We start from the raw sequence: 23,460 nt of genomic DNA on the forward strand, positions 1-23,460 counted from the left end.
GCCTATCTCACGCCCAGCTATATACCTCTCTGCAGCCAACATGGTTTCCCCCACAACAAATAAGCGCGAAAAACGCGCTTATTCAGGAGCGCCCGAACTATTAAGCGCGAAAAACGCGCTTTCAGTGAGAGCTCGCCGAGCCGACAGATTCTGAGAAGCTGAAAATCCACTTCTCAGCAGACCATCCTGCGCGTCCGCTCTGAATAAACGCGGAAACCGCGCTTATCCAGGAGCGCCCGAACTATTAAGCGCGAAAAACGATCTTTCAGTGAGAGCTCGCCGAGCCGACAGAGTCTGAGAAGTTGAAAATCGACTTCTCAGCAGACCATCCTGCGCGTCCGCTCTGAATAAGCACAGAAAACGCGCTTATCCAGGAGCGCCCGAGCTATTAAGCGCGAAAAACGCGCTTTCAGTGGGAGCTCGCCGAGCCGACAGAGTCTGAGAAGCTGAAAATCCACTTCTCAGCAGACCATCCTGCGCGTCCGCTCTGAATAAGCGCGAAAAACGCGCTTATCCAGGAGCGCCCGAACTATTAAGCGCGAAAAACGCGCTTTCAGTGAGAGCTCGCCGAGCCGACAGAGTCTGAGAAGCTGAAAATCCACTTCTCAGCAGACCATCCTGCGCGTCCGCTCTGAATAAACGCGGAAACCGCGCTTATCCAGGAGCGCCCGAACTATTAAGCGCGAAAAACGATCTTAATCTGGAGCGCCCGAACAAATAAGGGTAAGCTTTGCATACCCCAAACCCAAACATATAAATTCTTACACAACAAAAAAAACCTTCGCGCAGGTAATAACCCGCACGAAGGTTTCTATTTTAAAAGCCGAAATATTGCTTAGCATTATTATAGGATATCCCTTGAACCAGCTGTTTCAGCAGCTGTTCGTCGTTCGGGAATTCTCCCGCTTCGACCCATTCGCCTAACATATTACAGAGGATTCTGCGGAAGTAATCATGTCTTGTGTAGGACAAGAAGCTTCTGGAATCAGTCAACATACCTACGAATCGGCCAAGCAGTCCAAAATTCGCTAGCGATTTCATCTGTGAAACCATACCATCTTTGGTATCGTTGAACCACCAAGCGGATCCTAATTGAATTTTGCCGGGAATACCATCGCCTTGGAAGCTGCCCATAAGGGAAGCGAGAATTTCATTGTCGCGTGCATTCAAGGAGTACAGAATCGTTCTAGGCAGCGAATCAGCAACAGCAAGAGAAGATAACAAACCTGTTAAGGCGCTCGCTACCGGGCTATCATTAACAGAATCGAATCCGGTGTCCGGGCCCAGCTTCGCGAAAGCTCGTCCGTTATTGTTGCGGGAAGCATTGATGTGATACTGCATTGCCCAATCCAGCTTCTTGTACACGCCCCCTAAAAACAGCAATGTGTACGCTTTATACTTCTTCTCGTCTTCTAAACTAACCGCGTTACCAGCCAGAGCCGTTTTAAAAATCTGATCCACTTCTTCTTTGGTTGCAGCCGCATACGGCACATAATCCAAGGCGTGGTCAGAAACTTTACAACCAACTGAATCAAAAAACTGCGCTCTGCTCTCCAATCCTGCCAGCAGGTTATCGTAGGAGCTGATCGTGATGCCAGAGGATTGCTCCAATTGACCGATCCATGGTAGGAAAGTCGCGCGATTAATTTCAAGTGCTTTGTCAGGACGGTAAGAAGGTAAGACTTGTGTGTTAAAATCTTTAATCTCTTTAATTTTAATATGATACTCTAATGAATCCACCGGATCGTCCGTCGTGCAAATGACGGTTACTTTGGAATTCGTAATGAGATCTCTGGCGCGTGAACCGCCCTCTGCCAGCTTAACATTCGCTTTTTCCCAGATGGCAGGCGCGTTCTGTTCGTTAATAATGTCATGAACACCGAAATATGTTCGAAGCTCCATATGAGACCAGTGGTACAGCGGGTTGCCTATAGCCATAGGAACCGTTCCAGCCCATGCCAAGAAACGATCGTAATCGCTAGCTTCACCAGTGACTTTCGCTTCCTCCACACCGTTGGCACGCATCATTCTCCACTTATAATGGTCGCCGTACAGCCAAGCTTCCGTTATGTTATTGAATTGTTTATTTTCATAAATTTCCTTAGGACTCAGATGGCAGTGATAATCAATAATCGGCAGATCTTTGGCAAATTCGTGGAATAGATGAACCGCGGTATCGTTGGTAAGCATAAAATTCTCATCTAAAAATGTTTTCATAAAGCTAAATTCCACCCTTCTCAAGCTGAATGATCTGCCCTCTATTCTAGCGAAAGGTGACCCGAAAATCTTGTGATTTTTTGCTTTCATTTTGTAAAATATGCATATATTGACCTCATCTCAGCCATAACTCAGTCTCAAACAAACAAAAAGCCCCATACACCAACAATCACGTTGGAACGGAGCTTATCATTTACGGAACAGGCTGACCTACGTTTGTCCCCGCTTGTATTTCCTCAGGCAGATTATCAGATGCACTTGGAACATGCCGCGGCTTATAGTTAATGACATCAGAGGACGAAATAGTAACGAAGACCCGGCCAGGTAATGCCTGAGCCCTTATCAAGATAGGTTGATTGTAGTTGTTCTTAAAGGTGAAGTCAGGACCTCCCCAATTTACAGTAGCATCCCTGCCCGGCGGAACATAGGGGACAGATCTGCTGTGCGAATATCTTTCTACGATTTTGAGACCCGCGCGATCCACCGCGTTATACAGCGTAGAGGAAATTTGGCAAATGCCTCCGCCAATCCCTTCAGAGAATTCCCCCCTTACAATGATCTTTGCCGGCATATACCCCTTTCCTCGCGTCCGAACGCCAACAACACGGTTGAAAGAGAACGTTTCATTCGGTTGAACAACATAATTATTAATCGCTTGAGCGGCAAGCTTGATGTTCGTATATCTAAATTTATTATTCGAATTAAAATAGGTTACATAATAACCAATAGGACGCACACGAATATTCGCTAGCAGCTCACTGTCTACTTTGGGATATACAGATAACTGGGGCACTTCAAATTGCATCGGACCCTCACGATAATAATGCTCATAAAATTGCTCAACAAAAGCTTGACGATTCAACCTTGAACCTGCAATCTCCTTCACGATTGCCCCCTCAGCATTAATGGTTGCATTGATCGGTTTACGATACATGTTCTTATCGAGTTCATTCGTAAGCTGATCTAATCGTCCATTATCAATGATTGGCATATCCAGAAGATTGATTGTATACGATTCCCTCTGTACATTCGCTAAGCTATGACCCATATTGTCATTCGTTATTCGAAATGGCACTTCATTCTGCTGCGCAAGAAGCAACAAACCCAGTATCCAACTATAACTCATGAACGCCATCACCCCCTCCTCTAGTGTAAACAATTGAAATGATTCCATACTATGTAAAAAAAGGACCGACCAACATCCGTGGATGTCAGATCGATCCCTTATGGCTAGATGAAAGATTAGTGAGGATATACCGCTTGGAATTCTTCGCCGCATGGCCCCCCATTAGGGTTGACCTCTAAATCAACAGTCTCTCCATTCTGCCGATACAAAGGACGATAATGATCGCTAATATGGGTTGCCGATTGGTTCGCATAATGACAAATGAACGCTCGACGGAATCGGTCCTTCGTTTTGTTTCGATAAGAGCCATGGATAAGATTCCCGTTAAAAAAGAGAACGTCGCCTCGCTGCATGATGACAGGCATCGCTTTTTCATCTTTCGGCGGCTTCACGTAGTGAGTCGTAAATGATTCTTTGGCATCCGCGATATCCGGGCAAGCGATTTCGAATGCATTCGTTTTGGGTACAACGAGTAAGCCGCCATTCTCCTCATCTGCAGCATCAATGGCCGTCCACGCTGCTATGCAATTACCCGGTTCGACCTGCAGATAGAAATTATCCTGGTGAAGCGCTTGGCCGCGAGAGCCCGGTGGCTTGTAATAAAACATGCTTTGCGCGGCTAGCGATTCTTCATCATACAAATCTGCTAATACATCCATAACTGGCTGGTGCAGCATATATTTCTTTGCCGTCTCATTAAAGCGGTGTGGATGCATGACTCGCGGATATCTTTTTAACGGATCGGATCCATCCGCTTGTAAATCCGGTTCAAATAAACCCGGTACCGTATGGCGGCTAATCCCCTCAAAAGTATCATCAATTTCGGCCAAATTTTGCTCCGAAAACAATCCTTTTACGATTAAATAACCTTCCGATTCGAATTGCTGTTTTTGTTCAATTGAAAGCTTAAGCATTGTCCATGTTGGTCCCCTCCATGAGTAAGTTAGGATTGTGTTCCCTTATGACATAATCATATCGAAAGCTCCGCAGACATTGAAGTAAGGATGATGCTAACTACTCATACAATCCTGCTATTTCCTGATATACTTGTAGTAAATTTATGCAAATGACGAAAGGGACCATGCGATATGAAATTCGATGATAATTCCTTCTTAGCCGGACAATACCTAGAGCAAGATACGTATGTAACAAAGCGGCCCCAGGGACGAAGCGATTGGCTCCTTACTTTCACACTTGAAGGTGAAGGTTACATTAACCATTCAGGCAATGAACGAAACTGCAGGCCGGGAGACCTCACATTGCTGAAACCAGGAATACCGCAGCACTACGGAACGAAAAAAGATCATACCTGGCATTTTGCCTGGGTACACTTCCCTTCGATCTTCACAGAAACCAATCTGCTGCCGGATGAAGAGCCGCTTATCCTTACCATCGAAAGTGAGTCGATTCGCGAACGCATCCACCAAGCTTTCACACGCATACTGGAGGATTCCCGAGAGCGCGGTGAATATTGGTTCGAACTATGCTGCAGCTCTTTACGGGAAATTCTCCTTATCATGGCTCAGAAAACAAATAAAAAAATTGATGCACGAATCGAGGAGGTTCTCCACCTGCTGTCCCAACAGATGCGTCAACCTATTCGGATTGAAGATTTGGCTCAGACTGTCGGGCTCTCCCCTTCGAGACTGTCCCATCTTTTCAAAACCAGCACAGGGTATTCCATTATTGATACGCTCAATCGGATGCGGATACAACAAGCCGTGCTAATGCTAGAACATACCGGACGGAGCGCTTCGGAGGTTTGTTATGATGTGGGGTTTCAAAACTATAATCACTTCACCAATCAATTCCGCAAATGGCATGGCATGAACCCAAGTACATTCATGAAAGAACGACGGTAAAATTTATTTGACAGTTGACTCTTGGCAGGATAAACTGCAAGCAAGATTAGAAAAAAGAGGAGGATTCCTATGTCTTTTGAAAGTAATCTTGATAAATATGCGGAGCTAACCGTCCGCGTCGCCTTGAACATTCAATCCGGCCAAGCGCTTTGGATTAATGCCCCCATTCATCATCCCGAATTCGTTCGACTCATTGCCCGTAAAGCTTATCAAGCTGGAGCCAAACATGTACATATTGAATGGCAGGATGAAATCTGCACACAAATCAAATATACCTACGCGCCTGATGAAGCATTTCATGAGTATCCATCATGGAGAGCGCAAGCGCTGGAAGAGCTAGTCGATCATAACGGCGCCTATTTATGGATCGATGCTGATGATCCTGAATTGCTGAAGGATATCGATCCAGGTCGCATTTCTGCAAATTCCAAAGCCGCAGGCGCGAAATTAGTTAAATGGAGAGAAAGCATGTCCTCCTATCAGATGACATGGTCGATCATCGCCGCGCCTTCTTCTGCTTGGGCGAAGAAAGTGTTTCCTCATTTGGAAGAGGAAGCCGCGATCAGTGCTCTATGGGACGCGATTTTCCAAGCCACTCGCGTAGATCAAGAAAATCCGGTGCAAACTTGGATCGAGCACAATGCGATCCTTCGGAGCAAAAGAGAACAGCTTAACGAGAAACAGTTTCGTAAGATCCATTACCAGGCCCCAGGCACAGAGCTAACGGTCGAGCTGCCTGCTAATCATATATGGCGAGGCGGTTCCGCCACGAATGGGACGGGAGGCTTCGATTTCAACCCGAATATCCCAACGGAGGAAGTCTTTATTTCCCCTCATCGAATGGGTACTCAGGGTACTGTGCGCAGCACGAAACCATTGAGCTATCAAGGTAATTTGATCAACAATTTCACAGTCACCTTCGATAACGGACGTGTTGTTGACTACACGGCAGAACAAGGCTTCGAGTCGCTTCAAGCGATGATTGAAATGGATGAAGGAGCACATTATCTGGGTGAAATCGCACTCGTGCCGCATATTTCACCTATTTCGAACTCCAACTTGATCTTCTTTAATACTCTGTATGATGAGAATGCCTCTAATCACTTGGCCCTTGGCAGAGCCTTCCCTACATGCATCGAAGGCGGAACTTCGCTATCCAAGGAAGAGCAAGAGAAAGCTGGCCTTAACAACAGTCTGATTCACGTTGACTTCATGATCGGCTCTGCCGAAATGGATATTGACGGCGAACATGCAGATGGCACGATTGAACCCATTTTCCGTAAGGGGAATTGGGCATTCTAGAAATTAAAAAAGGGTAGTACCGGGAGTCATGTTAACCATGTCTCCAGGTACTACCCCTTTTTCAGTTACTCTATAAGCAGGCGGAAATTGTTGTCCCCAATCAAGATGGATTCCATTTTTTCTTCTTTCGCATATCGTACACTGGCAAGCAGTACATTCTCTAGCAGAACATGATTAAAACGCTCCAACGCTTCTTTCAACGCCAGATTGACATCGAGAACAAGATCGACTCGCTTATCAATAGGCAGCTCCAGCTTTTTACGGTAATCCTGAATGGCACGTATGATTTCCCGTACAAGACCTTCCTGTTCCAATTCTGCAGTTATGGATGTGTTTAAGGCTACCGTGATCTGGTTACTGGAAGCAGAAGCAAACCCTTCCTTGGCTTGTTTTTCCACAAGCATCTCATCAATTGTGATATGGAATTCCTCTCCGTCGATCATTACTTTAAGAAAACCGTTATCGACCGCTTGTTTGGTTTCCGAGGCAGACAATTGCTTCAAGTGGTTCTGCAGAGGGCCAACGAATTTGCCATACTTTTTCCCGGCCACCTTAAGATTCAGCTTCACGTTGAAGTCAATAATGCCGCTGTCACTTTGTTCTACGCGGATCTCTTTGATGTTTATTTCATCTTTAATGATTTCCTCGAAACGACTTAGATCGAAATTGCTATCAAGCGAAACGATCAACTCCGAGAGAGGCTGCCGGGTCTTGATACCTGTATCATTCCGAATATTTCGAGCCAACTCAACGATCTGCCGTGCGGTTTCCATTTCACCTTCGAGCTTTGTATCGATTGCTGAATGGATCTCTCTCGGATAGTCCGCCAAATGCACGCTGCCTTCGCCGCCGAGGTTACCGAATATGTCCTCGGCAATGAGTGGTGCATATGGTGCTATCATCCGCGAAAGTGTTAGCAGCACTTCACGCAGTGTTTGATACGCTGACACTTTATCAACTGTCATTTCACTGCCCCAGAAACGGTCGCGAGAGCGGCGGATGTACCAATTGCTCAGCTCGTCCACAAACATTTCGATTTGCTTCGCCGGATTTAAGAAGTCGTTAATCTCCAGGCCCTTACATACATTTTGCAATGTGCTGTTTAGTCTTGATAATATCCAACGATCCAATTCATTCGCGTGCTTTTGAGCTGGATGATCTTCGCGTTTATATTGGTCAATCGTTGCATATAACACATAAAAAGCATGTGTGTTATTAATCGTATCGACCACTTTAGATTTCGCTTCGGCAACAATTTGCTTAGAGAAACGTTTGCTGTTCCAAGGTGCGCTGTCTGACAGCAGGGCCCATCGAAATGCATCCGTACCAAACTCATCTATGATTTCCCATGGATCGATGCCGTTACCTTTGCTTTTAGACATTTTTTGTCCGTTCTCGTCCAGTACATGTCCGGTAGAAAGAACGGCTTTGTAAGGCGATTTGCCATTATACAACGTTGAAACAGCAAGTAGACTGAAGAACCAGCCCCTTGTTTGGTCAATCCCTTCGCAGATCATATCCGCAGGGTATTGCTCATTGAACAACGTCTCATCTCCGAATGGATGATGGTACTGCGCAAAAGGCATAGATCCGCTATCGAACCAAACGTCGATCACTTCAGGAGTTCTTTCCATAACGCCTCCACATGAGCAGCGCAGTTTCACTTCATCGATGTAGGGCTTATGCAGCTCCAAGCTTTCGTCAATTGGCTTTACTGATTTTTCCCGCAAATCTTTGTGGCTTCCCGGTGCATATTCCGCTCCGCAATCCCCACATAACCAAACGTTAAGCGGAGTACCCCAATAACGATTACGGCTGATGTTCCAATCAACCAGCTCTTCAAGGAACTTGCCGAAGCGCCCTTCGCGGATGTGGGAAGGATACCAGTCGATTTTACTGTTGTTTTCGATCAATTGCTCTTTAATTGCGGTCGTTTTGATAAACCAGCTCTCCATCGCATAATAGAGCAGCGGGGATTTACAGCGCCAGCAGAAAGGGTAACTATGCTCATAGCGCTCCTTGGAAAATAGCAAGCTGCGTTCAGACAAGTTTTTCACGATATCGACGTCACAATCCTTGACGAAGCGTCCAGCGAAGTCAGTGATCTGATCATTGTAACGTCCTGCCAAGTTCACTACATTCACAAAATCTAGTTCGTGTCGGCGGGCAGTTCGGTAATCATCTTCACCATGCGCAGGAGCTATATGGACGATACCCGTACCACTCGTATCCATAACATAGTCAGCGTCTACAACAATATGTCCTTTGGTTGGGCTAATATAGCCAAAAGGAGGCTCGTAGGCGGTGCCGACGAATTCCAATCCTTTATGCACTGATAATATTTCGTAGTCTTGTTTGAATACTTTTTCTGCAAGATTTCTCGCGACGATGTACACTTCACCATTTTGTTTCACTTTGACATAATCCATGTCTTTATTTACGGCCAACGCTACGTTTGCAGGTAGTGTCCATGGAGTCGTCGTCCAAGCCAGAAAGATTTCCTGTCCGTTTTTACTCCTGAATTTCACAGTGGCACTTAAATCTTTCACGTCTTCATAGCCTTGCGCAACCTCGTGAGAACTGAGCGTTGTTTGGCAGTCTGGACAATAAGGGCTTACACGGTGCCCCTTGTATAACAGTCCTTTGTTATGGATTTCGGATAAAATATGCCAAACACTCTCGATATAGTCGTTATCCAACGTAACATAGGGGTTATCCATATCCGTCCAGTATGCGATTGCTTCGGTCAGTTCACGCCATTGCTTTTCATATTCAAATACGCTGCTTTTGCATTTCTCAACAAATTCGGCTACTCCATATTTTTCAATCTCTTGTTTTCCCGAGATACCAAGCTGCTTCTGCACGCCAAGCTCGACGGGCAAGCCATGCGTGTCCCAACCAGCTTTGCGGATGACTTGGTACCCAGACATTGTTTTATAGCGGCAGATGAAATCTTTCACAACACGCCCAAGCACGTGTCCGATATGGGGTGATCCGTTTGCCGTCGGCGGTCCTTCGTAAAAAACGAAGTTCGCTTTGCCTTTGCGATTTTCGATCGACTTGCGGAATGTACTATTCATTCTCCATTGTTCAAGAACGCGCAGTTCGCGGGTTCTCGCTTTTTCTTTCACATCAATTTTTCTCATGTGTAACACACACTCCTCTAATAAAATGATTGCGGCTAATCGTGAAACGTTGTAAAAAACAAAAAAATCCCGTCCCGTAAGGGACGAGATTACATCTCGCGATACCACCCTAGTTCCGTAATGATCATAAGGATATGATCATTATAGCTCTCGTTCTACGTACTATCATACGCGGCCCTTGTAACGGCGGGATCCCGGGTCAGCTTACTAATCTTCCTTCAGCTTACCTTCTCGGAGGGGATTTTCGGCTAAGTCTTGAATGTTGGCTTTCAGCTCTAGACCAACTCTCTGGAAATCAAGGGGATTAGCGTACTCGTACTCGTCAATGAATTTACATTAATTAAGAACATCAATTAATACATTTTTACATCAACTTCATTGAATGTCAAGTTTACTTAAACATGTTTTTTCGTGATGCCGCAATCTTCGTTCAACAACCCATTTTCGTGTAATATCGTCAATAATTTCATTGTTTTACAACGAAATCAGCATATACACAAGCTGTATCCTGCTTGTACTCATACAATGTTGTATTCTACTAAAAAGGAGGTATCTATTAATGACACAATTATTGGATGCTAGAACATCTCAAAATAAAAGTTACAGCGACCTCGAATCAACGACAATATTACCAGCTAATACACCGACGCCTATCGGGGTAGTTGGCTTAAATGTCAGCGGGGCAAGTGGAGTCATCCGAGTACAATTCACAGGAATTGCTGAACTTAAACTCCCAGAGCCATTAACAATAGATACGGTAATGGTTATTATTATTGTTCGCGGAACAGATTTGACTGGCGTGCCAGTCGCTAATGCTATTTATGGTACTGGAAACACTGTTTCTCCTATTCAAGTCGTCACAATCAATGCTTCCGATTACAATGTTCCTTACCCTCCAACAAATGAACTCATATATACCTTGTTTCTATTCTGTACAATAGAAGCCACTCGTATTGGAATCGAAAGTTTCAATGCAATTGCATTCTCGGATTAAGCCAATGATATAATACCTAAATGAATAAAGCAGGTCGCCGCGGCGCCTGCTTTATTTGACATACCTACTATATCTTCCTTGGACACCATTTGCCAGCCTTCACAGCACTGATCCCCTTCGCTTCTTCATAGACAAGATTCCCTCTGCTCCAGGTAGCCCGCACTTTGCACCCCAATTCCTTCCCTACATAAGGACTATGCTTATGGCGATACAATAAGTGTTCCGTTTGCAGCACATATGGGGTATTCAGTGAAATCATCACAAGATCTGCATCGGCGCCTAGACGGATCTCTCCTTTGTTAGGAAGAAGACCGAATCGCTCAGCCGGCGCGTAGGACAGCATATGACTTAACTGACTAAGCCCGATCCCCCGCTTCAAGTGTCCTTCATCAATCATAAGTTCTAGTGAGCTTTGCGCTCCCGATATGCCACCCCATGCTTCAAAGTAATTGCTAGATTCCTTCAATGTACTTGGACAAGGGGAATGATCCGATGAAATCATATCAATATAACCCCGGCGCAAAGCTTCCCACAACCGTTCCTTTTCCTCTTCACTACGCAGTGGAGGCGCGCATTTGGCCGTAGGCCCTATTCGTTCTAAGTCATCCTCCGTTAGGATTAAATAGTGCGGACAAGTCTCCAGCGTCACGTTAACCCCACGCCTCTTCGCCTCCATAATGATCTTCACAGCAGCCTCGCTGCTGATATGAACGAAATGCAGGGGACACCCTGTCTGCTCTGCATAAAAGAGTGCTCGATTCACTGCTTCGAGCTCAGCAAGAATCGGGCGTGTGGACGTATAGTCTTTGGCCGTGACTTTGCCTTCTTCTTGCTTCTCCCGCCCTAAGCGTGAAACAAGTGACTCGCTTTCAGCATGAAGCGCCAGCACTTGGTTCATTCGCGCAATGCGCTTCATCCCTTCCCACAAGGTGAGGTCATCTACCTCACGAAATGCATCCTCGTCCGGGTCACCCGGCGAAGACATGAAAGCTTTGAAGCCAATGACACCAGCTTCACTCATGGCCTCCAAATCACCCAGATGCCCCGGCACCAGTCCACCCCATATGGCGTAATCGACCGATGATTGTTCGCGAGCAGCTTCCAGCTTCATCTCCATCGCGGAGACGGTAACTGTTGGCGGAACGCCGTTAAGCGGCATGTCGATGTATGTGGTACATCCGCCTGCGGCTAATGCGGCAGAACCCGTGGCGAATCCTTCCCAGTCCCCCATTCCGGGTTCATTCAAGTGGACATGGACATCAATCATACCAGCCATGATGACCATGCCGGAAGCATCAACAACTTGCTCTGCTTCCAGCGTAATCCGCTCATCTAATTGCGAAATCTTGCCATTCTTAATACCTATATCCAAAAAACGGACTTCATCTCGCAAAACAACGGAGCCGTTTCGAATGATCACATCTAATAATTCGCTCACCCTGTTCACCTCGACTGTACTTACATTCATAATCTTCAGGACCGAAACAAGCATGCTGTCTCGGCCCTGAACATGAACTTACTTATTTGAATTCAACTTTAACAAGTGATGAATCTACAGCTTTCAACAAGCTCAAATCATGGTAAGTATCTGGTTTCGGAATGGTTTTAATATTACCTACAGTTTTTAGATATTCACCTACGGCCGCACCGTTACTGCCATTTACGTAAGTGTCATCTACTTCCATCGAGTATACATTTCGGCTCATAATTTGCGTCAGCTCTTCAACACTTAAGTGAAGCTCAGGAGCAAGAATCTTGATCGCTTCATCGCGGTTCTTGTTAATATAATCCGTCGCCTTTTTGAGACCAGCAAGCACAGCTTTAATCGTATTCGGATTTTTCTTAATAAAATCGTCAGAAACCTGCATCGTTGTATGAACGCTCATCCATTTCACGTCGCCTTTTTTGTCAGGCAGCTCACTCTTTGTTCCGCTGAACAAGAACTTGCCTCCACCTTGAATCGCTTTGGTAATGAACGGTTCCCAACAAGCCAGGGCATCAATATCACCTTTTTGCAAAGCAATTACCGCATCACTTGGCGCTATATTGACGTATTTTATTTTGCTTACATCTACACCAAGCTCTTTACCCATATTATCAATTGCGATCTTCACGTCTGCTCCGTTGGGGATCCCAATCGTCTTGCCTTCTAAGTCTTTGGATGTCTTCAGTTCTAATTTCTTGGAACCGACGACAGCTTGCGTACCCGCAATTTGCGCTAGGGGTGTAACAATTTTCACAGGAACGTTCGATGATTTTAGAATAATGTCCATAAAATTCGTTTGAATCGAGAGTGGCGCGCTGCCGCCGGCAACCATCGGTCCGATATCCGGTCCGCTTTCAATCAGTTGACTGGTCACATTTAATCCAGTTTCTTTGAAATAGCCAAGCTTATCTGCAATAATTTGTTGAGAGGAAATCTGTGCATCACGTACGCCGACTAACGTAATATCTTTCATTTCCGGAACTGCCGCCGCGGCAGCCGTAGCTGCAGGTGTTGTTGTTGTCGCTGCAACAGCTGTTGTTGCTGCGGGAGCCGTTGTACTTGTCGTCGTTGGTTTGGAACTACATGCTGTCACTACCATAGCTGCCGTAACGAATACCAAGAAAGATTGAGCCCATATTCTTTTGTTTTTCATGTGTTTCCCTCCACTTTTCTTCTCTTTTTTTGGGTCATCATTTGCTTCTATTTCTCAATAGCATCTCTCATGCCACCCTTACGCCACGCCAAGACCCTCCTTTCCAAAATTTTCACTAAGCCTGAAAACAAACTGTATGACAAGCCAATTAAAATAATGGCGACAAACATGTTGGAAATTTTGAAATAATTTCTGGCATCCACGATGATATAACCAAGCCCTGATTTCGCGCCCATCATTTCAGAGACAATTAAAGCCGAGAAAGACAGACCCAGACTGACCCGCGCACCTACAATAAAATTCGGAATCGCCGATGGAATCATAACCCGGGTAAAGATTTGCCGCTCTGAAGCGCCTAAACTAAGGGCAGATCGAATGAGTGTAGATGGCACTGACTTAAAACCGTCAACCGTATAAACAAGTACAGGAACGAATGTTGTCCAAGCTATTAGCAGAACTTTGGGAAACTCTCCGATACCGAACCAGATGATGAATAGCGGCAGCAAAGCCAAGGCTGGAATCGGACTTACGAGATTGAGAATTGGCGACATCCAGCGTTCAAACGTTCGGAATTTGCTCATTAACACTCCGAACAATACAGCGAATAAGCAGCCAATGACGAATCCCAAAGCAATACGAATAGAACTGGAAACTAAACTTTCTAACACGATCCCCGTCTTCGCCAGTACCCAGGCATCCGATACAATCAGGGTTGGTGGAGGTAGGAATATCGGATTAAACCAAGCAAATCTACCATTTAACTGAGAAAACACTTCCCAAAGAACGAAAAAGGTAACGAACGGCATGATGTTCCATCTCTGCATAAAACTTTCTTTGAACCCTTTGCGCTTCTTCAGCTGCTCTACATGCTTAGTCCCAGTTGGAAGCAAATCACTGTCAGCAACGACCGTTACCGATGTTTCACTCATCAGATTGCCTCCTCTGTTTCATCTTCCATCAAAATCCGCTCGATGCTGCGCATCGCTTTACTAAATCCAGGAGATTCAAACGTGCGTGGATGCTCAATTTCGATGGAAAACGTCTCTGCAATTTCGCCATCCTTCATCACAACCACCCGATCAGCTAGATAGACTGCTTCGCTAATACTGTGTGTAACGAATAGGATAGTCGGTCTAAGCTTTGCACATATGCGCCTAAGCTCTCTACGCATCATGTCCCTGGTCAAAATATCGAGAGCACCGAATGGTTCATCCATCAATAAAATTTCTGGTGAGCTCGCAAGTGCTCTAGCAATTCCTACTCGCTGCTTCATACCGCCAGATAATTCGGCTGGATAATGATTCGCATAGGCTTCAAGTCCAACCAGACTCAGGAATTCCTTGCCGATTTCTTTGGCTTTTGCCTTGGACGCGCCTTGTACTTCAGGCCCAAATGAAATATTTTCGAGAACATTGTACCAAGGGAACAAAGCATGATCCTGAAAGACCATTCCCCTTGATTTCGATGGGCCTTTTATCATCTCACCATCGACCTTTATTTCACCTTCATCAGGGAGCAAATATCCGGCCACCATATTGAGAAGTGTTGATTTACCGCAACCGCTATGCCCTAAGATACAAATAAATTCATGAGAATTCACCGTTAAATCAACTTGTTTAAGCACGACGCGATCTCCAAAGCTCTTCCCCACTTGCTTCGCCGTTAATTTCATTCCATCGCCCCTTCCATAGCTCTCAACTTTGTTCGAAGCATTCGCATGTTGTATGCAATTAACGCTCAAAATCACACACAAAATTGTATACAATCTTCCTTAAAAAAAGGTTACAACTCATTTATCTTTTGACGGCTGCATAACTTCTGGACTTAAAAATATCTGTAAGTGAATGCGGCTTCGCACCATGTTCTTCGAAATCCAAAGATGCTTCAATCTCGCTTAAATGTTCAACCATCAATCGTTCAGCTAAATCCGCATCCCCTAGCTTAATGGCCGCTAAAATTTGCTCATGATCATGGCAATACCTATTTTTCTTCATCCCATAAAAGGCGATAATCACATAAGTGAGTGCAATCAATTCTTCCAAATAATGATAGTAGTAATAATTGCTCGCTAATTCAGCAATGCGGAGGTGGAAATCACCCGTAATTCGTAGAGCTCCCAGTAGATCACCCTGCTTATGCGCTTCATGCTCATCATCCAGCATTATTTTTAATTGTTGAAACTGATCGTCTGTCAACGTACCGCACACTTTGCGGATCGCCGCCGCTTCAATCACTCTGCGCATTTCGAACACTTCTTTAGCCTCATGTGTGGATGGGCAAGCAACAAAAGTACCTTTGTAAGGAATGACGGTTACTAACTTCTCACTCGCCAGTCGGCGGAGTACATTGCGTACAGGTGTGCGGCTCACTCCAAAAGATTCTGCCAGCACTTCTTCGACTAACTGCATATTGGGACGAAGCTTTTGTTCGATAATGGCATCCTTAATTGCGGTATACATGTCTAGTTCATTTGCTTGTAACATAAGGACCTGTTCTCCAATCCCCTGATGAATTGTTTAATTCACCATGATCGTAATGAAAATAAGATTTAATGTCAATATACATAACACTAAAAGCCTCATCTTTTAGAATAACAAACAATATATCACGTTAACTTTGTTTTTGATGATAAAAAATGGCTATTTACACTTGCATTTATTATATTTTTGCTCATATGATGTTATATTTTCTAACATATCTTTTTATAAAAGAGTTAAGCTGTTGCTTACGGCAGCAATTGCCACAGGAACCAAATTAAAATCTCCAATTATGAGCTGGGTTATGATAATCTAATTACAAACGAAGCTTTATCTGAAGCCCGAACAAGAGGAGCTGATCGCATGAGTATCAAGCCGACAATTGCTGCGATTACTGTGCCATTTGATCTTGGAGCAGGTCGACGCGGAGCCAGTAAAGGACCGAAAGCCATTTTACAAGCAGGTTTAATACGAGGTCTACAGCAAATGGATATCACAATCGATCATATTGCTGATATCCGTCTGCCGGACGATAAAGCGACTCCTTTGGCAGCTGAAGTTGATCAAACCAACCTCAAGTATTTGGCGGAGGTAGTCGAGGTAAACACTCTTCTTGCTGAGCAAGTCTCTCAGGTTGTGGAGCAAGGACGCTTTCCTCTCGTCATTGGCGGCGATCATAGCATAGCTATCGGGACATTAGCTGGATTATCCAGCCATTATCAAAACTTGGGCGTCATCTGGATCGATGCTCATTCCGACCTAAATTCAGCCGATACAAGTCCATCCGGTAATATTCATGGGATGTCATTGGCCGTCAGTCTAGGGATGGGGCATCCCTTATTAACCAGCATTATGGGCAATCATGACAAAGTGAAAGCAGAGAATATCGTCCTTATTGCAGCACGTTCCCTCGATGAGGGCGAGAAGAAACTCATTCGCTCTTTGGGGATCAAATGCTATACCATGTATGACATTGATCGCAAAGGAATGGCTTACATTATGCAAGATGCCATTGACTATATAAGCAGGAAAACAGACGGCGTGCATGTTAGTTTTGACGTCGATTCTCTGGATCCGATTGAAGCACCTGGAACAGGCACGATTGTAAAAGGTGGACTTCATTACCGCGAAGCTCATCTGGCCGTAGAGATGCTGCATGAAGCAGGCATTGTGACCTCAGCCGAATTCGTTGAGGTGAATCCTCTTCTCGACGATAATAACAAAACATCCCACTTAGCCGTCGGCTTAATCAGCTCCTTGTTGGGCAAGCAGATTCTATAAGTTGAAACAATTGACAGATGATTTCGCGAGGCTCACCACACGTCGAATGAAATAAACCCGTTACTCTCCGCTAATTGCGAGGATAACGGGTTATTTGCTTGTTACAGGTAGTAAATAAATGTAAGATATAGACATAATCTTGGGTGGGGTGGCATCACTCATTGCCAAATACATAGACCAAGTGTGGAGCCTACAATGAAAACCTTGAATCACTGGTACTTGCATCTCTTTCTGATCTTGCTCTCGCTTTCCACAATCGGGGTCTACTTTTTGTTCAAAAACCAAACCTACTTTGAATTTCTAATTTGGAATTTATTCCTTGCTTGGATTCCGTACATTCTTTCAGCGGCAGCCTATTTTATACATACTCGAAAACCTACGATCTTGAAAAAGTTCATTTTGATCATGATCGGTTTAGCCTGGTTGTTATTCCTGCCTAACTCTCCGTATGTCATTACGGATTTCATTCATTTAACGATTTTGAAGGACTCTTATGTACAAAAAGGAACGCTCTCCTTTAAATATTGGTATGATTTTTTTATCATCTTCTTATTTGCATGGAATGGCCTATTGCTAGGATGCAGCTCCATGTACATGATTCAAGAAATATGGAAAGAGCGATTCAATCACTTTGTTTCATGGCTCATCATCGCATTGACCGCGCTTCTATCCGGGTACGGCATACTTTTGGGAAGAGAATATCGCTTAAACAGTTGGGACGCTTTACTCAAAAGCGGAATACTGGATATCCTACGAAATACTCTGCATCTAGAAGCCTTCGTTTTCTGCTTATTAGTCGGATTTGTTATCATGACGGTTTACGTAACCTTTTATGTACTCGTAAATGCCATAGGCGGCTCAAGACATTCAGGTCCTTACACAAACGAAAAAATAAGGATATGATTGTTATAACAACTATTAAAGGAGTCACGCCCATTTTTAGAATGTTCGATGAGAATAAGGCAAAGGAATTCTACATCGATTACTTGGGTTTTCGTTAGCGTGGGAGCATCGCTTTGAGAGTGAGATGCCGCTTTACATGGAGGTCAGTTTAGGCGAATGTAAATTACACTTGTCTGAGCATTATGGGGATTGCAGCCCGGGTGCAGCGGTTCGGATAGAAATCGTGGACATAGTAGCTTTTCATACTGGTTTATTGAAAAAGAAATATAAGTATTCTCGCCCCGGTATTGAAAAGAGCCCAAGGTATACCAGAGAAGTCTGCATCACGGATCCGTTTGGGAATAAGCTTAAAAAAGGTACATATTTAAATAAATAAGGCATCGTCGTTCCTCTTGATTCATATGGCCGCGCAGACGTTCCCTAGACGATTCTTTTTGAAATCCCAAAAAACGCCCTCGACTCAAAAAGTCGGGGCGTTTTTCTATACAAACCGAGACTTCCTTCACCCAGCCCTAGTCGGCAGGCTGCAGCAATCTCTCGCCTGCGATGCCCGGCGTGGTCATCTGAATTGGATTGAGGATCTCTTCAATCTCCTCAGGTGTGAGCAGCCCGCGCTCTAGGATGAGCTCTTTGAGCGTCATGCCAGTGCGCACAGCTTCTTTCACTAATTGCGCGGCGACTTCGTAGCCGAGATGCGGGTTCAAGGCTGTGACGATGCCAAAGCTTTGCTCGACGTAAGTCGCGCAGCGCTCGCGGTCGGCTTCCAAGCCCTCAATCGCAAAGCGCTCGAACACGTCAGCCGCGTTCCGCAGTATTTTCAGCGATTGTAGAAGGTTAAACGCAAGTACGGGCCCCATTACGTTAAGTTCGAATTGACCTGCTTCGCAGGCCAAGCAGATGGTATGATCGTTGCCAATGACTTGGAACGCCACTTGGTTCACAACCTCTGGCATAACAGGGTTGACTTTACCTGGCATAATGGAAGATCCGGGTTGTCTCGGCGGCAGTTTCAGCTCCCCTAAGCCGACGCGTGGACCTGAAGCCATTAATCGAATATCATTGCATATTTTTGAAAGGTTTACGGCGCATACTTTCAAGGAAGCGGAGAGTTCCGTGTAGGCATCCATGTTTTGGGTACCGTCGACCAAATGCTCGGCTAGTTCAATGGGTATTCCCACCTGCCCTTTTAGATGAAACATAACGCGTTCCACATACTCAGGCTTCGCATTAAGCCCCGTTCCTACAGCAGTAGCCCCCATATTAACGGTCAAAAGCCCCTTAGAAGCATGGCGAATACGGTTGATATCACGCTGGAGGACACGTGCATAAGCGCCGAATTCTTGGCCCATACGAATAGGAACTGCATCCTGTAGATGCGTTCGCCCCATTTTAATAACATCATCAAATTCCGTTTCCTTACGGGCAAAAGCACTCTGAAGTGAAGTCATAGTCTCTATCAATTGCTCAGATAAACGGTAAGCGGCAATCTTGATGGCGGTAGGGATAACGTCGTTTGTGGATTGCGACATGTTGACATGATTGTTCGGATTGCAATGGAAATAATTTCCCTTTTCCTCCCCAAGCAGCTCCAACGTCCTGTTAGCAAGCACTTCGTTCATGTTCATATTGATGGAGGTTCCGGCTCCACCTTGAATAGAATCAACAATAAACTCCTCAAGTAACTGACCTTGTCTCACTTCTTCGGCTGCTTTGACTAATTGTTCGCCGATTTTTTTGGGCAGCATATGTGTTTCCATATTCGCTATTGCAGCTGCCCTTTTTACTTCTGCCAAAGCTGTAATGAGCTCCGCGTGAATTTTAACTCCCGTAATTGGAAAATTCTCTAATGCGCGCATCGTTTGAATGCCGTAATATGCTTGGGATGGAACTTGTTTTTCACCTATAAAGTCTTTTTCAATGCGATGAGTCATCGTACACACCATTCCTTTTTTCTACAAAGTATATTGCTCGACGTTGCGAAGTAGGTGTTCCGAGAATCCTTCTAACTTTCTGCCGCTAGACCAACTGAACGCAATGTATGGCATTCATAAGCGCTCAACTGAAGAATTCGCGACCGCTTTCAAGAATCCTGCACATATCTGACATGTTCTGTAATAAATTTTTGACCACTGATCAATTTAGCCCGCTTCTAATAATATTTCCTATTTTGACATTTCAAGTCTTCTCATAATCGCAACAATTCATAAGGATTTGCACATAATGATTGAACTTGGCCAATTTCGTGAAGACTTGTATCACTGTCTAAAGCTATGTATTTATATATGCTAAGAGAAGCACAAACGCATAGGGGATTTACCTCATAGGATTTATATTGCAACGTTCATGAGTTGACGAATACAATGGATTAAACAAGCTCGCTATGTGAGACAATTAGAAAGATACAGAGAATGCCGGCGAGTTTGGCTTACAAGCTGCACGTCAGGGAGGAATACTTATGGATACGACGAGTTCGATGATTATTGAAAAAACGGAAAAATACGGGGCACGCAATTACCATCCGCTGCCTATCGTGATATCGAGAGCGGAAGGCGTATGGGTCGAGGATCCGGAAGGCAACCGCTACATGGATATGCTTAGCGCTTACTCCGCCTTAAATCAAGGACATCGTCATCCTCACATTCTGAGAGCGCTTCATGAGCAAGCCGAGAAGGTTACACTGACATCTAGAGCTTTCCATAGCGAGACATTAGGTTCGTTTTATGAAAAATTAGCGAGTTACACCGGTAAGCCGATGATTTTACCGATGAATACTGGGGCCGAAGCGGTCGAAACCGCTGTAAAAGCCGTTCGTCGGTGGGGCTACGAAGTGAAAGGAATCCCCGCCGATCAAGCAGAAATTATCGTCTGTGAAGGGAATTTCCACGGACGGACAGTGACGATCACTTCCTTCTCCTCGTCGCCGGAATATCAACGCGACTTTGGGCCTTTTACGCCGGGTTTCCGCATTATTCCCTACGGGGATGCGGCGGCGCTGCGTGAGGCCATCGGGCCGAACACGGCGGGTTTCCTGTTCGAGCCTATTCAAGGCGAGGCTGGTATTGTGATTCCGCAGGCCGGTTACCTGCGGGAATGTTATGAGCTATGTCAGGCGAATAACGTATTGTTCGTCGCGGACGAAATCCAGACGGGATTCGGCCGTACGGGTCGCCGCTTCGCCTGCGACTGGGAAGGCGTAACGCCGAACCTGTACATCATGGGCAAAGCCCTTGGCGGCGGCGTGTTCCCGATCTCGGCGGTCGCCGGTGATCGAGAGGTTCTTGATGTTTTCGAGCCGGGCTCCCACGGCTCGACGTTCGGGGGTAATCCGCTCGGCTGCGCCGTCGCCATCGCGGCGCTGGAGGTCACCCTTAACGAGCGGCTCGCAGAGCGCTCGGATGAGCTTGGCGCTTATTTCCTGAAGCGGCTTCAAGAAATTCAATCTCCGCAGATTACGGAGATTCGCGGCCGGGGGCTGTTCATTGGCATTGACCTTAAGGTTTCAGCGCGTCCGTTCTGTGAAGAGCTGAAAGCGAAGGGTCTACTGTGCAAAGAAACACACGAGCACATTATTCGCTTGGCTCCGCCTCTTACGATTACGAAGGAAGAGCTCGATTGGGCTTGGCAGCAGGTAAATGATGTGCTGAAAGAAGCTTAGCAATCAAGTATAAAAAGCCCTTTAGCTTTTGTGAAGCTGGAGGGCTTTGTTTTAAGAATGCTTTTCATCGTTATTGAGCCACTTTTGCGCGCCTATGCCACTTTAACGATGAAAAACATCGTTTCAGCCCATATTTCTGAGGGCATCGGCTTTTCCTTCTACTTTAAGAATGCTTTTCATCGTTATTGAGCCACTTTTGCGCACTTCTGCCACTCCAGCGATGAAAAACATCGTTACAGCACCCAACTATTCTACTCTATCTATTCTTTCACAAAAACAAGTGTCCCAAATCGGTGCGGCATATGGAAATCGACTTTACCTGTAGGTGACCATGCCCAATAATGTCGATTCCCTTCTACATCATCATCGATTCTATATAAATTCCAGCGCCACTCAGCACCATGATGGGGTGTAAAGTTTTGCCCCCGCTCCCAATCCAAATCAGCAAAAGGAATCCGCAGATCGTAAGTCCTCCACCCATCGGCCCCTTCCGAAACTTGGGTATATATTCCCTTCGCATCCCATGCAACATCAACTTCTTTATCCCCACCGTTATAGTGGATCAATGCATCAAATACGACATTGCGCGGACTCACTTCGAACTCGTAATACACCGCTCCAGTACCGCTTTTATCAATAAATACCTCAACCACATCTTCCAAATAAATAGGATCATCTCGACGTTCCATCGTTGCCACGACATGATCATCCTCACATTCGAATCGTATATGCAGTGCATCAGCTGTCCAACACGCGCGAAAACGAGTCTTGAGCCGCGGCTTCTCTCCCGTTACAACATCCCTTAAATAAGGGTCCTCAACCTCAATATCTTCCCACTTCAATATTCCGTTCTCTGCATCTACATATCGACATTCATATCTCATTCGGTCCGTCATCCTCGCTCCCTATTAACTCTTATATACAATATTAATATCATATTCGTTATGTAGAAAGCTAGAAATTTGATCCCGAGATTCCGACTTCACGTCCTTTAACCAGGAAGCATCCAACTTCTCAATGACTTCCATTCTTAAATTCTCATATTTCGTCTTCGCTTTTTCAATCCTAGTCACGCGATTTCTTGTAAATAAGAACAATGATATACAAGCCAGAAGCGAGCCCGATAGAAGCTTATTAGAAATAAGCAAATCTAGAATGGCTAACGCATTGCCGCCTGAAACTATCATTACCTTTCGATAGAAAGAGATAATGAAATAGAGAATCAATCCACCTGTTAGAATGGCGAATAAAGGTTGCGTATCTTTGAGCTTATCCCATTCCTGCTTTCTATCCCGAAGTTTGTAAAGTATCTTGATCGCATCGTCACTTAGATTAAGTTCAGGCCATTGCATTAGGCACTCCCCCTCTCTATTAACGTATGCTTGGACACTGCTATTCTTTCCAAAAAAAAGACCAAGAGCATCTCTCTTCACGCTAGGGCGAAGATGCTATTGGTCTTTTGAATTTTACTAGAATCGTTTTTTCCCAACTAAAAACTTTTTATTTCCTTTTTTAACTGTCACAGGCACATGCTTATAGCTGCGCACCATCTGATTTTTACATAATGGACAAGTCGGTAAAGCTTCCGTAACGAATTCTTTGCGAACCCATGCTTTACAATCTGTCTCTTTACATTTCCAAATTTCAATCTGTTCGACTTCCGGCTTTTGTTCTTCCGTAACGGTACTCGTTGGTGTAGACATTCAATTATGTGCTCCCTGCTTCGTAGATTAGACTACTTATTATTATACAGATCAGATCGAATATCAAGTCTTTCTCGTATTCAAAATTATTTACCGGTGGTAGAATAGAAAAGGTGGTTGCAATTTAGACACAGAATACAAAGGCAGGAATAATT

The 23,460-nt window shown here is 45.0% G+C and carries 20 protein-coding genes, 1 pseudogene and 1 other annotated feature; of the genes and pseudogenes, 8 read left to right on the forward strand and 13 right to left on the reverse strand.

Annotated elements, in window-relative coordinates; translation table 11 throughout:
- Window positions 1-816: 816 nt before the first annotated feature.
- The 3 genes from uxaC to QFZ81_RS25795 all read right to left on the reverse strand — a co-directional run bounded on the left by uxaC (window position 817) and on the right by QFZ81_RS25795 (window position 4,257).
- Window positions 817-2,217: a glucuronate isomerase gene (gene uxaC / locus QFZ81_RS25785; RefSeq protein WP_307440192.1), complete on the reverse strand. Its 1,401-nt coding sequence runs from the start codon at window positions 2,215-2,217 to the stop codon at window positions 817-819.
- A 193-nt stretch (window positions 2,218-2,410) separates the two neighbouring features.
- Entirely contained in the window at window positions 2,411-3,343 is a 933-nt protein-coding gene (locus tag QFZ81_RS25790) for a VanW family protein (RefSeq protein ID WP_307440190.1), read from the reverse strand.
- A gap of 116 nt (window positions 3,344-3,459) precedes the next feature.
- The gene (locus QFZ81_RS25795; protein ID WP_307605314.1) at window positions 3,460-4,257 is read right to left on the reverse strand and encodes a phytanoyl-CoA dioxygenase family protein; all 798 of its coding nucleotides are present in this window, start codon (window positions 4,255-4,257) and stop codon (window positions 3,460-3,462) included.
- A gap of 174 nt (window positions 4,258-4,431) precedes the next feature.
- On the opposite strand from QFZ81_RS25795, the gene QFZ81_RS25800 reads away from it, so the two are divergent.
- Complete coding sequence (locus tag QFZ81_RS25800) at window positions 4,432-5,205, forward strand: helix-turn-helix domain-containing protein (protein WP_307440186.1); 774 nt, start codon at window positions 4,432-4,434, stop codon at window positions 5,203-5,205.
- A gap of 69 nt (window positions 5,206-5,274) precedes the next feature.
- Entirely contained in the window at window positions 5,275-6,507 is a 1,233-nt protein-coding gene (locus QFZ81_RS25805) for an aminopeptidase (RefSeq protein WP_307440185.1), read from the forward strand.
- A 65-nt stretch (window positions 6,508-6,572) separates the two neighbouring features.
- On the opposite strand, the gene ileS is transcribed toward QFZ81_RS25805, so the two are convergent.
- Window positions 6,573-9,587, reverse strand: a complete 3,015-nt coding sequence (gene ileS, locus QFZ81_RS25810) for an isoleucine--tRNA ligase (RefSeq protein WP_483874681.1) — start codon at window positions 9,585-9,587, stop codon at window positions 6,573-6,575.
- Between the two features lie 142 nt (window positions 9,588-9,729).
- Window positions 9,730-9,988: a binding site (T-box leader), on the reverse strand.
- Between the two features lie 224 nt (window positions 9,989-10,212).
- On the opposite strand from ileS, the gene QFZ81_RS25815 reads away from it, so the two are divergent.
- A complete protein-coding gene (locus QFZ81_RS25815) occupies window positions 10,213-10,647 on the forward strand; it encodes a hypothetical protein (RefSeq protein ID WP_307440182.1) in 435 nt (144 codons plus the stop codon).
- A 67-nt stretch (window positions 10,648-10,714) separates the two neighbouring features.
- Here QFZ81_RS25815 and QFZ81_RS25820 read toward each other — a convergent pair whose 3' ends face one another.
- From QFZ81_RS25820 to QFZ81_RS25840, 5 genes are all read right to left on the reverse strand, one after another.
- The gene (locus tag QFZ81_RS25820; protein ID WP_307440180.1) at window positions 10,715-12,085 is read right to left on the reverse strand and encodes an allantoinase; all 1,371 of its coding nucleotides are present in this window, start codon (window positions 12,083-12,085) and stop codon (window positions 10,715-10,717) included.
- An 82-nt stretch (window positions 12,086-12,167) separates the two neighbouring features.
- On the reverse strand, window positions 12,168-13,232 hold the full coding sequence (locus QFZ81_RS25825) for an ABC transporter substrate-binding protein (protein WP_373462739.1): 1,065 nt from the start codon (window positions 13,230-13,232) through the stop codon (window positions 12,168-12,170).
- 101 nt (window positions 13,233-13,333) lie between these two features.
- Window positions 13,334-14,215, reverse strand: a complete 882-nt coding sequence (locus QFZ81_RS25830) for an ABC transporter permease (RefSeq protein ID WP_307605315.1) — start codon at window positions 14,213-14,215, stop codon at window positions 13,334-13,336.
- The gene (locus QFZ81_RS25835; RefSeq protein WP_307440174.1) at window positions 14,215-14,958 is read right to left on the reverse strand and encodes an ABC transporter ATP-binding protein; all 744 of its coding nucleotides are present in this window, start codon (window positions 14,956-14,958) and stop codon (window positions 14,215-14,217) included. The genes QFZ81_RS25830 and QFZ81_RS25835 overlap by 1 nt, the downstream gene beginning before the upstream one ends.
- A gap of 121 nt (window positions 14,959-15,079) precedes the next feature.
- Window positions 15,080-15,769, reverse strand: coding sequence for a GntR family transcriptional regulator (locus tag QFZ81_RS25840; RefSeq protein ID WP_307440172.1), 690 nt, complete (start codon window positions 15,767-15,769; stop codon window positions 15,080-15,082).
- Window positions 15,770-16,126: 357 nt separating this feature from the next.
- Between QFZ81_RS25840 and rocF the strand changes: the two genes are divergently transcribed.
- The 3 genes and pseudogenes from rocF (at window position 16,127) to QFZ81_RS25855 (ending at window position 18,323) form a co-directional block, all read left to right on the forward strand.
- A complete protein-coding gene (rocF, locus tag QFZ81_RS25845) occupies window positions 16,127-17,044 on the forward strand; it encodes an arginase (protein ID WP_307605316.1) in 918 nt (305 codons plus the stop codon).
- A gap of 195 nt (window positions 17,045-17,239) precedes the next feature.
- The gene (locus tag QFZ81_RS25850) at window positions 17,240-17,947 is read left to right on the forward strand and encodes a DUF1361 domain-containing protein (protein WP_307605317.1); all 708 of its coding nucleotides are present in this window, start codon (window positions 17,240-17,242) and stop codon (window positions 17,945-17,947) included.
- Window positions 17,944-18,323: pseudogene (locus QFZ81_RS25855) on the forward strand (glyoxalase superfamily protein). Before QFZ81_RS25850 ends, QFZ81_RS25855 begins: the two are co-directional and overlap by 4 nt.
- Before the next feature lie 136 nt (window positions 18,324-18,459).
- Here QFZ81_RS25855 and QFZ81_RS25860 read toward each other — a convergent pair.
- A complete protein-coding gene (locus QFZ81_RS25860; RefSeq protein WP_373463716.1) occupies window positions 18,460-19,878 on the reverse strand; it encodes an aspartate ammonia-lyase in 1,419 nt (472 codons plus the stop codon).
- A gap of 259 nt (window positions 19,879-20,137) precedes the next feature.
- Here QFZ81_RS25860 and QFZ81_RS37500 point away from each other — a divergent pair, with 259 nt between their 5' ends.
- Both QFZ81_RS37500 and QFZ81_RS25865 read left to right on the forward strand, forming a co-directional pair.
- Entirely contained in the window at window positions 20,138-20,236 is a 99-nt protein-coding gene (locus QFZ81_RS37500) for a hypothetical protein (RefSeq protein ID WP_373463791.1), read from the forward strand.
- Between the two features lie 166 nt (window positions 20,237-20,402).
- Window positions 20,403-21,602, forward strand: a complete 1,200-nt coding sequence (locus QFZ81_RS25865; protein WP_307440165.1) for an ornithine--oxo-acid transaminase — start codon at window positions 20,403-20,405, stop codon at window positions 21,600-21,602.
- Window positions 21,603-21,862: 260 nt separating this feature from the next.
- Here the strand turns inward: QFZ81_RS25865 and QFZ81_RS25870 are convergent, their stop codons facing one another.
- The 3 genes from QFZ81_RS25870 to QFZ81_RS25880 all read right to left on the reverse strand — a co-directional run bounded on the left by QFZ81_RS25870 (window position 21,863) and on the right by QFZ81_RS25880 (window position 23,305).
- Window positions 21,863-22,486 (reverse strand): carbohydrate-binding family 9-like protein, encoded by a 624-nt coding sequence (locus QFZ81_RS25870; protein WP_307605318.1) that lies wholly within the window; start codon window positions 22,484-22,486, stop codon window positions 21,863-21,865.
- Between the two features lie 24 nt (window positions 22,487-22,510).
- Window positions 22,511-22,954 (reverse strand): DUF2663 family protein, encoded by a 444-nt coding sequence (locus QFZ81_RS25875; RefSeq protein WP_307440158.1) that lies wholly within the window; start codon window positions 22,952-22,954, stop codon window positions 22,511-22,513.
- Window positions 22,955-23,071: 117 nt separating this feature from the next.
- Window positions 23,072-23,305 carry a cold-inducible protein YdjO-related protein gene (locus QFZ81_RS25880; protein WP_307440156.1) on the reverse strand — a complete coding sequence of 78 codons (234 nt, stop codon included), beginning with the start codon at window positions 23,303-23,305 and terminating at the stop codon, window positions 23,072-23,074.
- Window positions 23,306-23,460: the final 155 nt, after the last annotated feature.

Origin of the sequence: Paenibacillus sp. V4I9, assembly GCF_030817295.1 — a bacterium.
GTDB lineage: Bacteria > Bacillota > Bacilli > Paenibacillales > NBRC-103111 > Paenibacillus_E.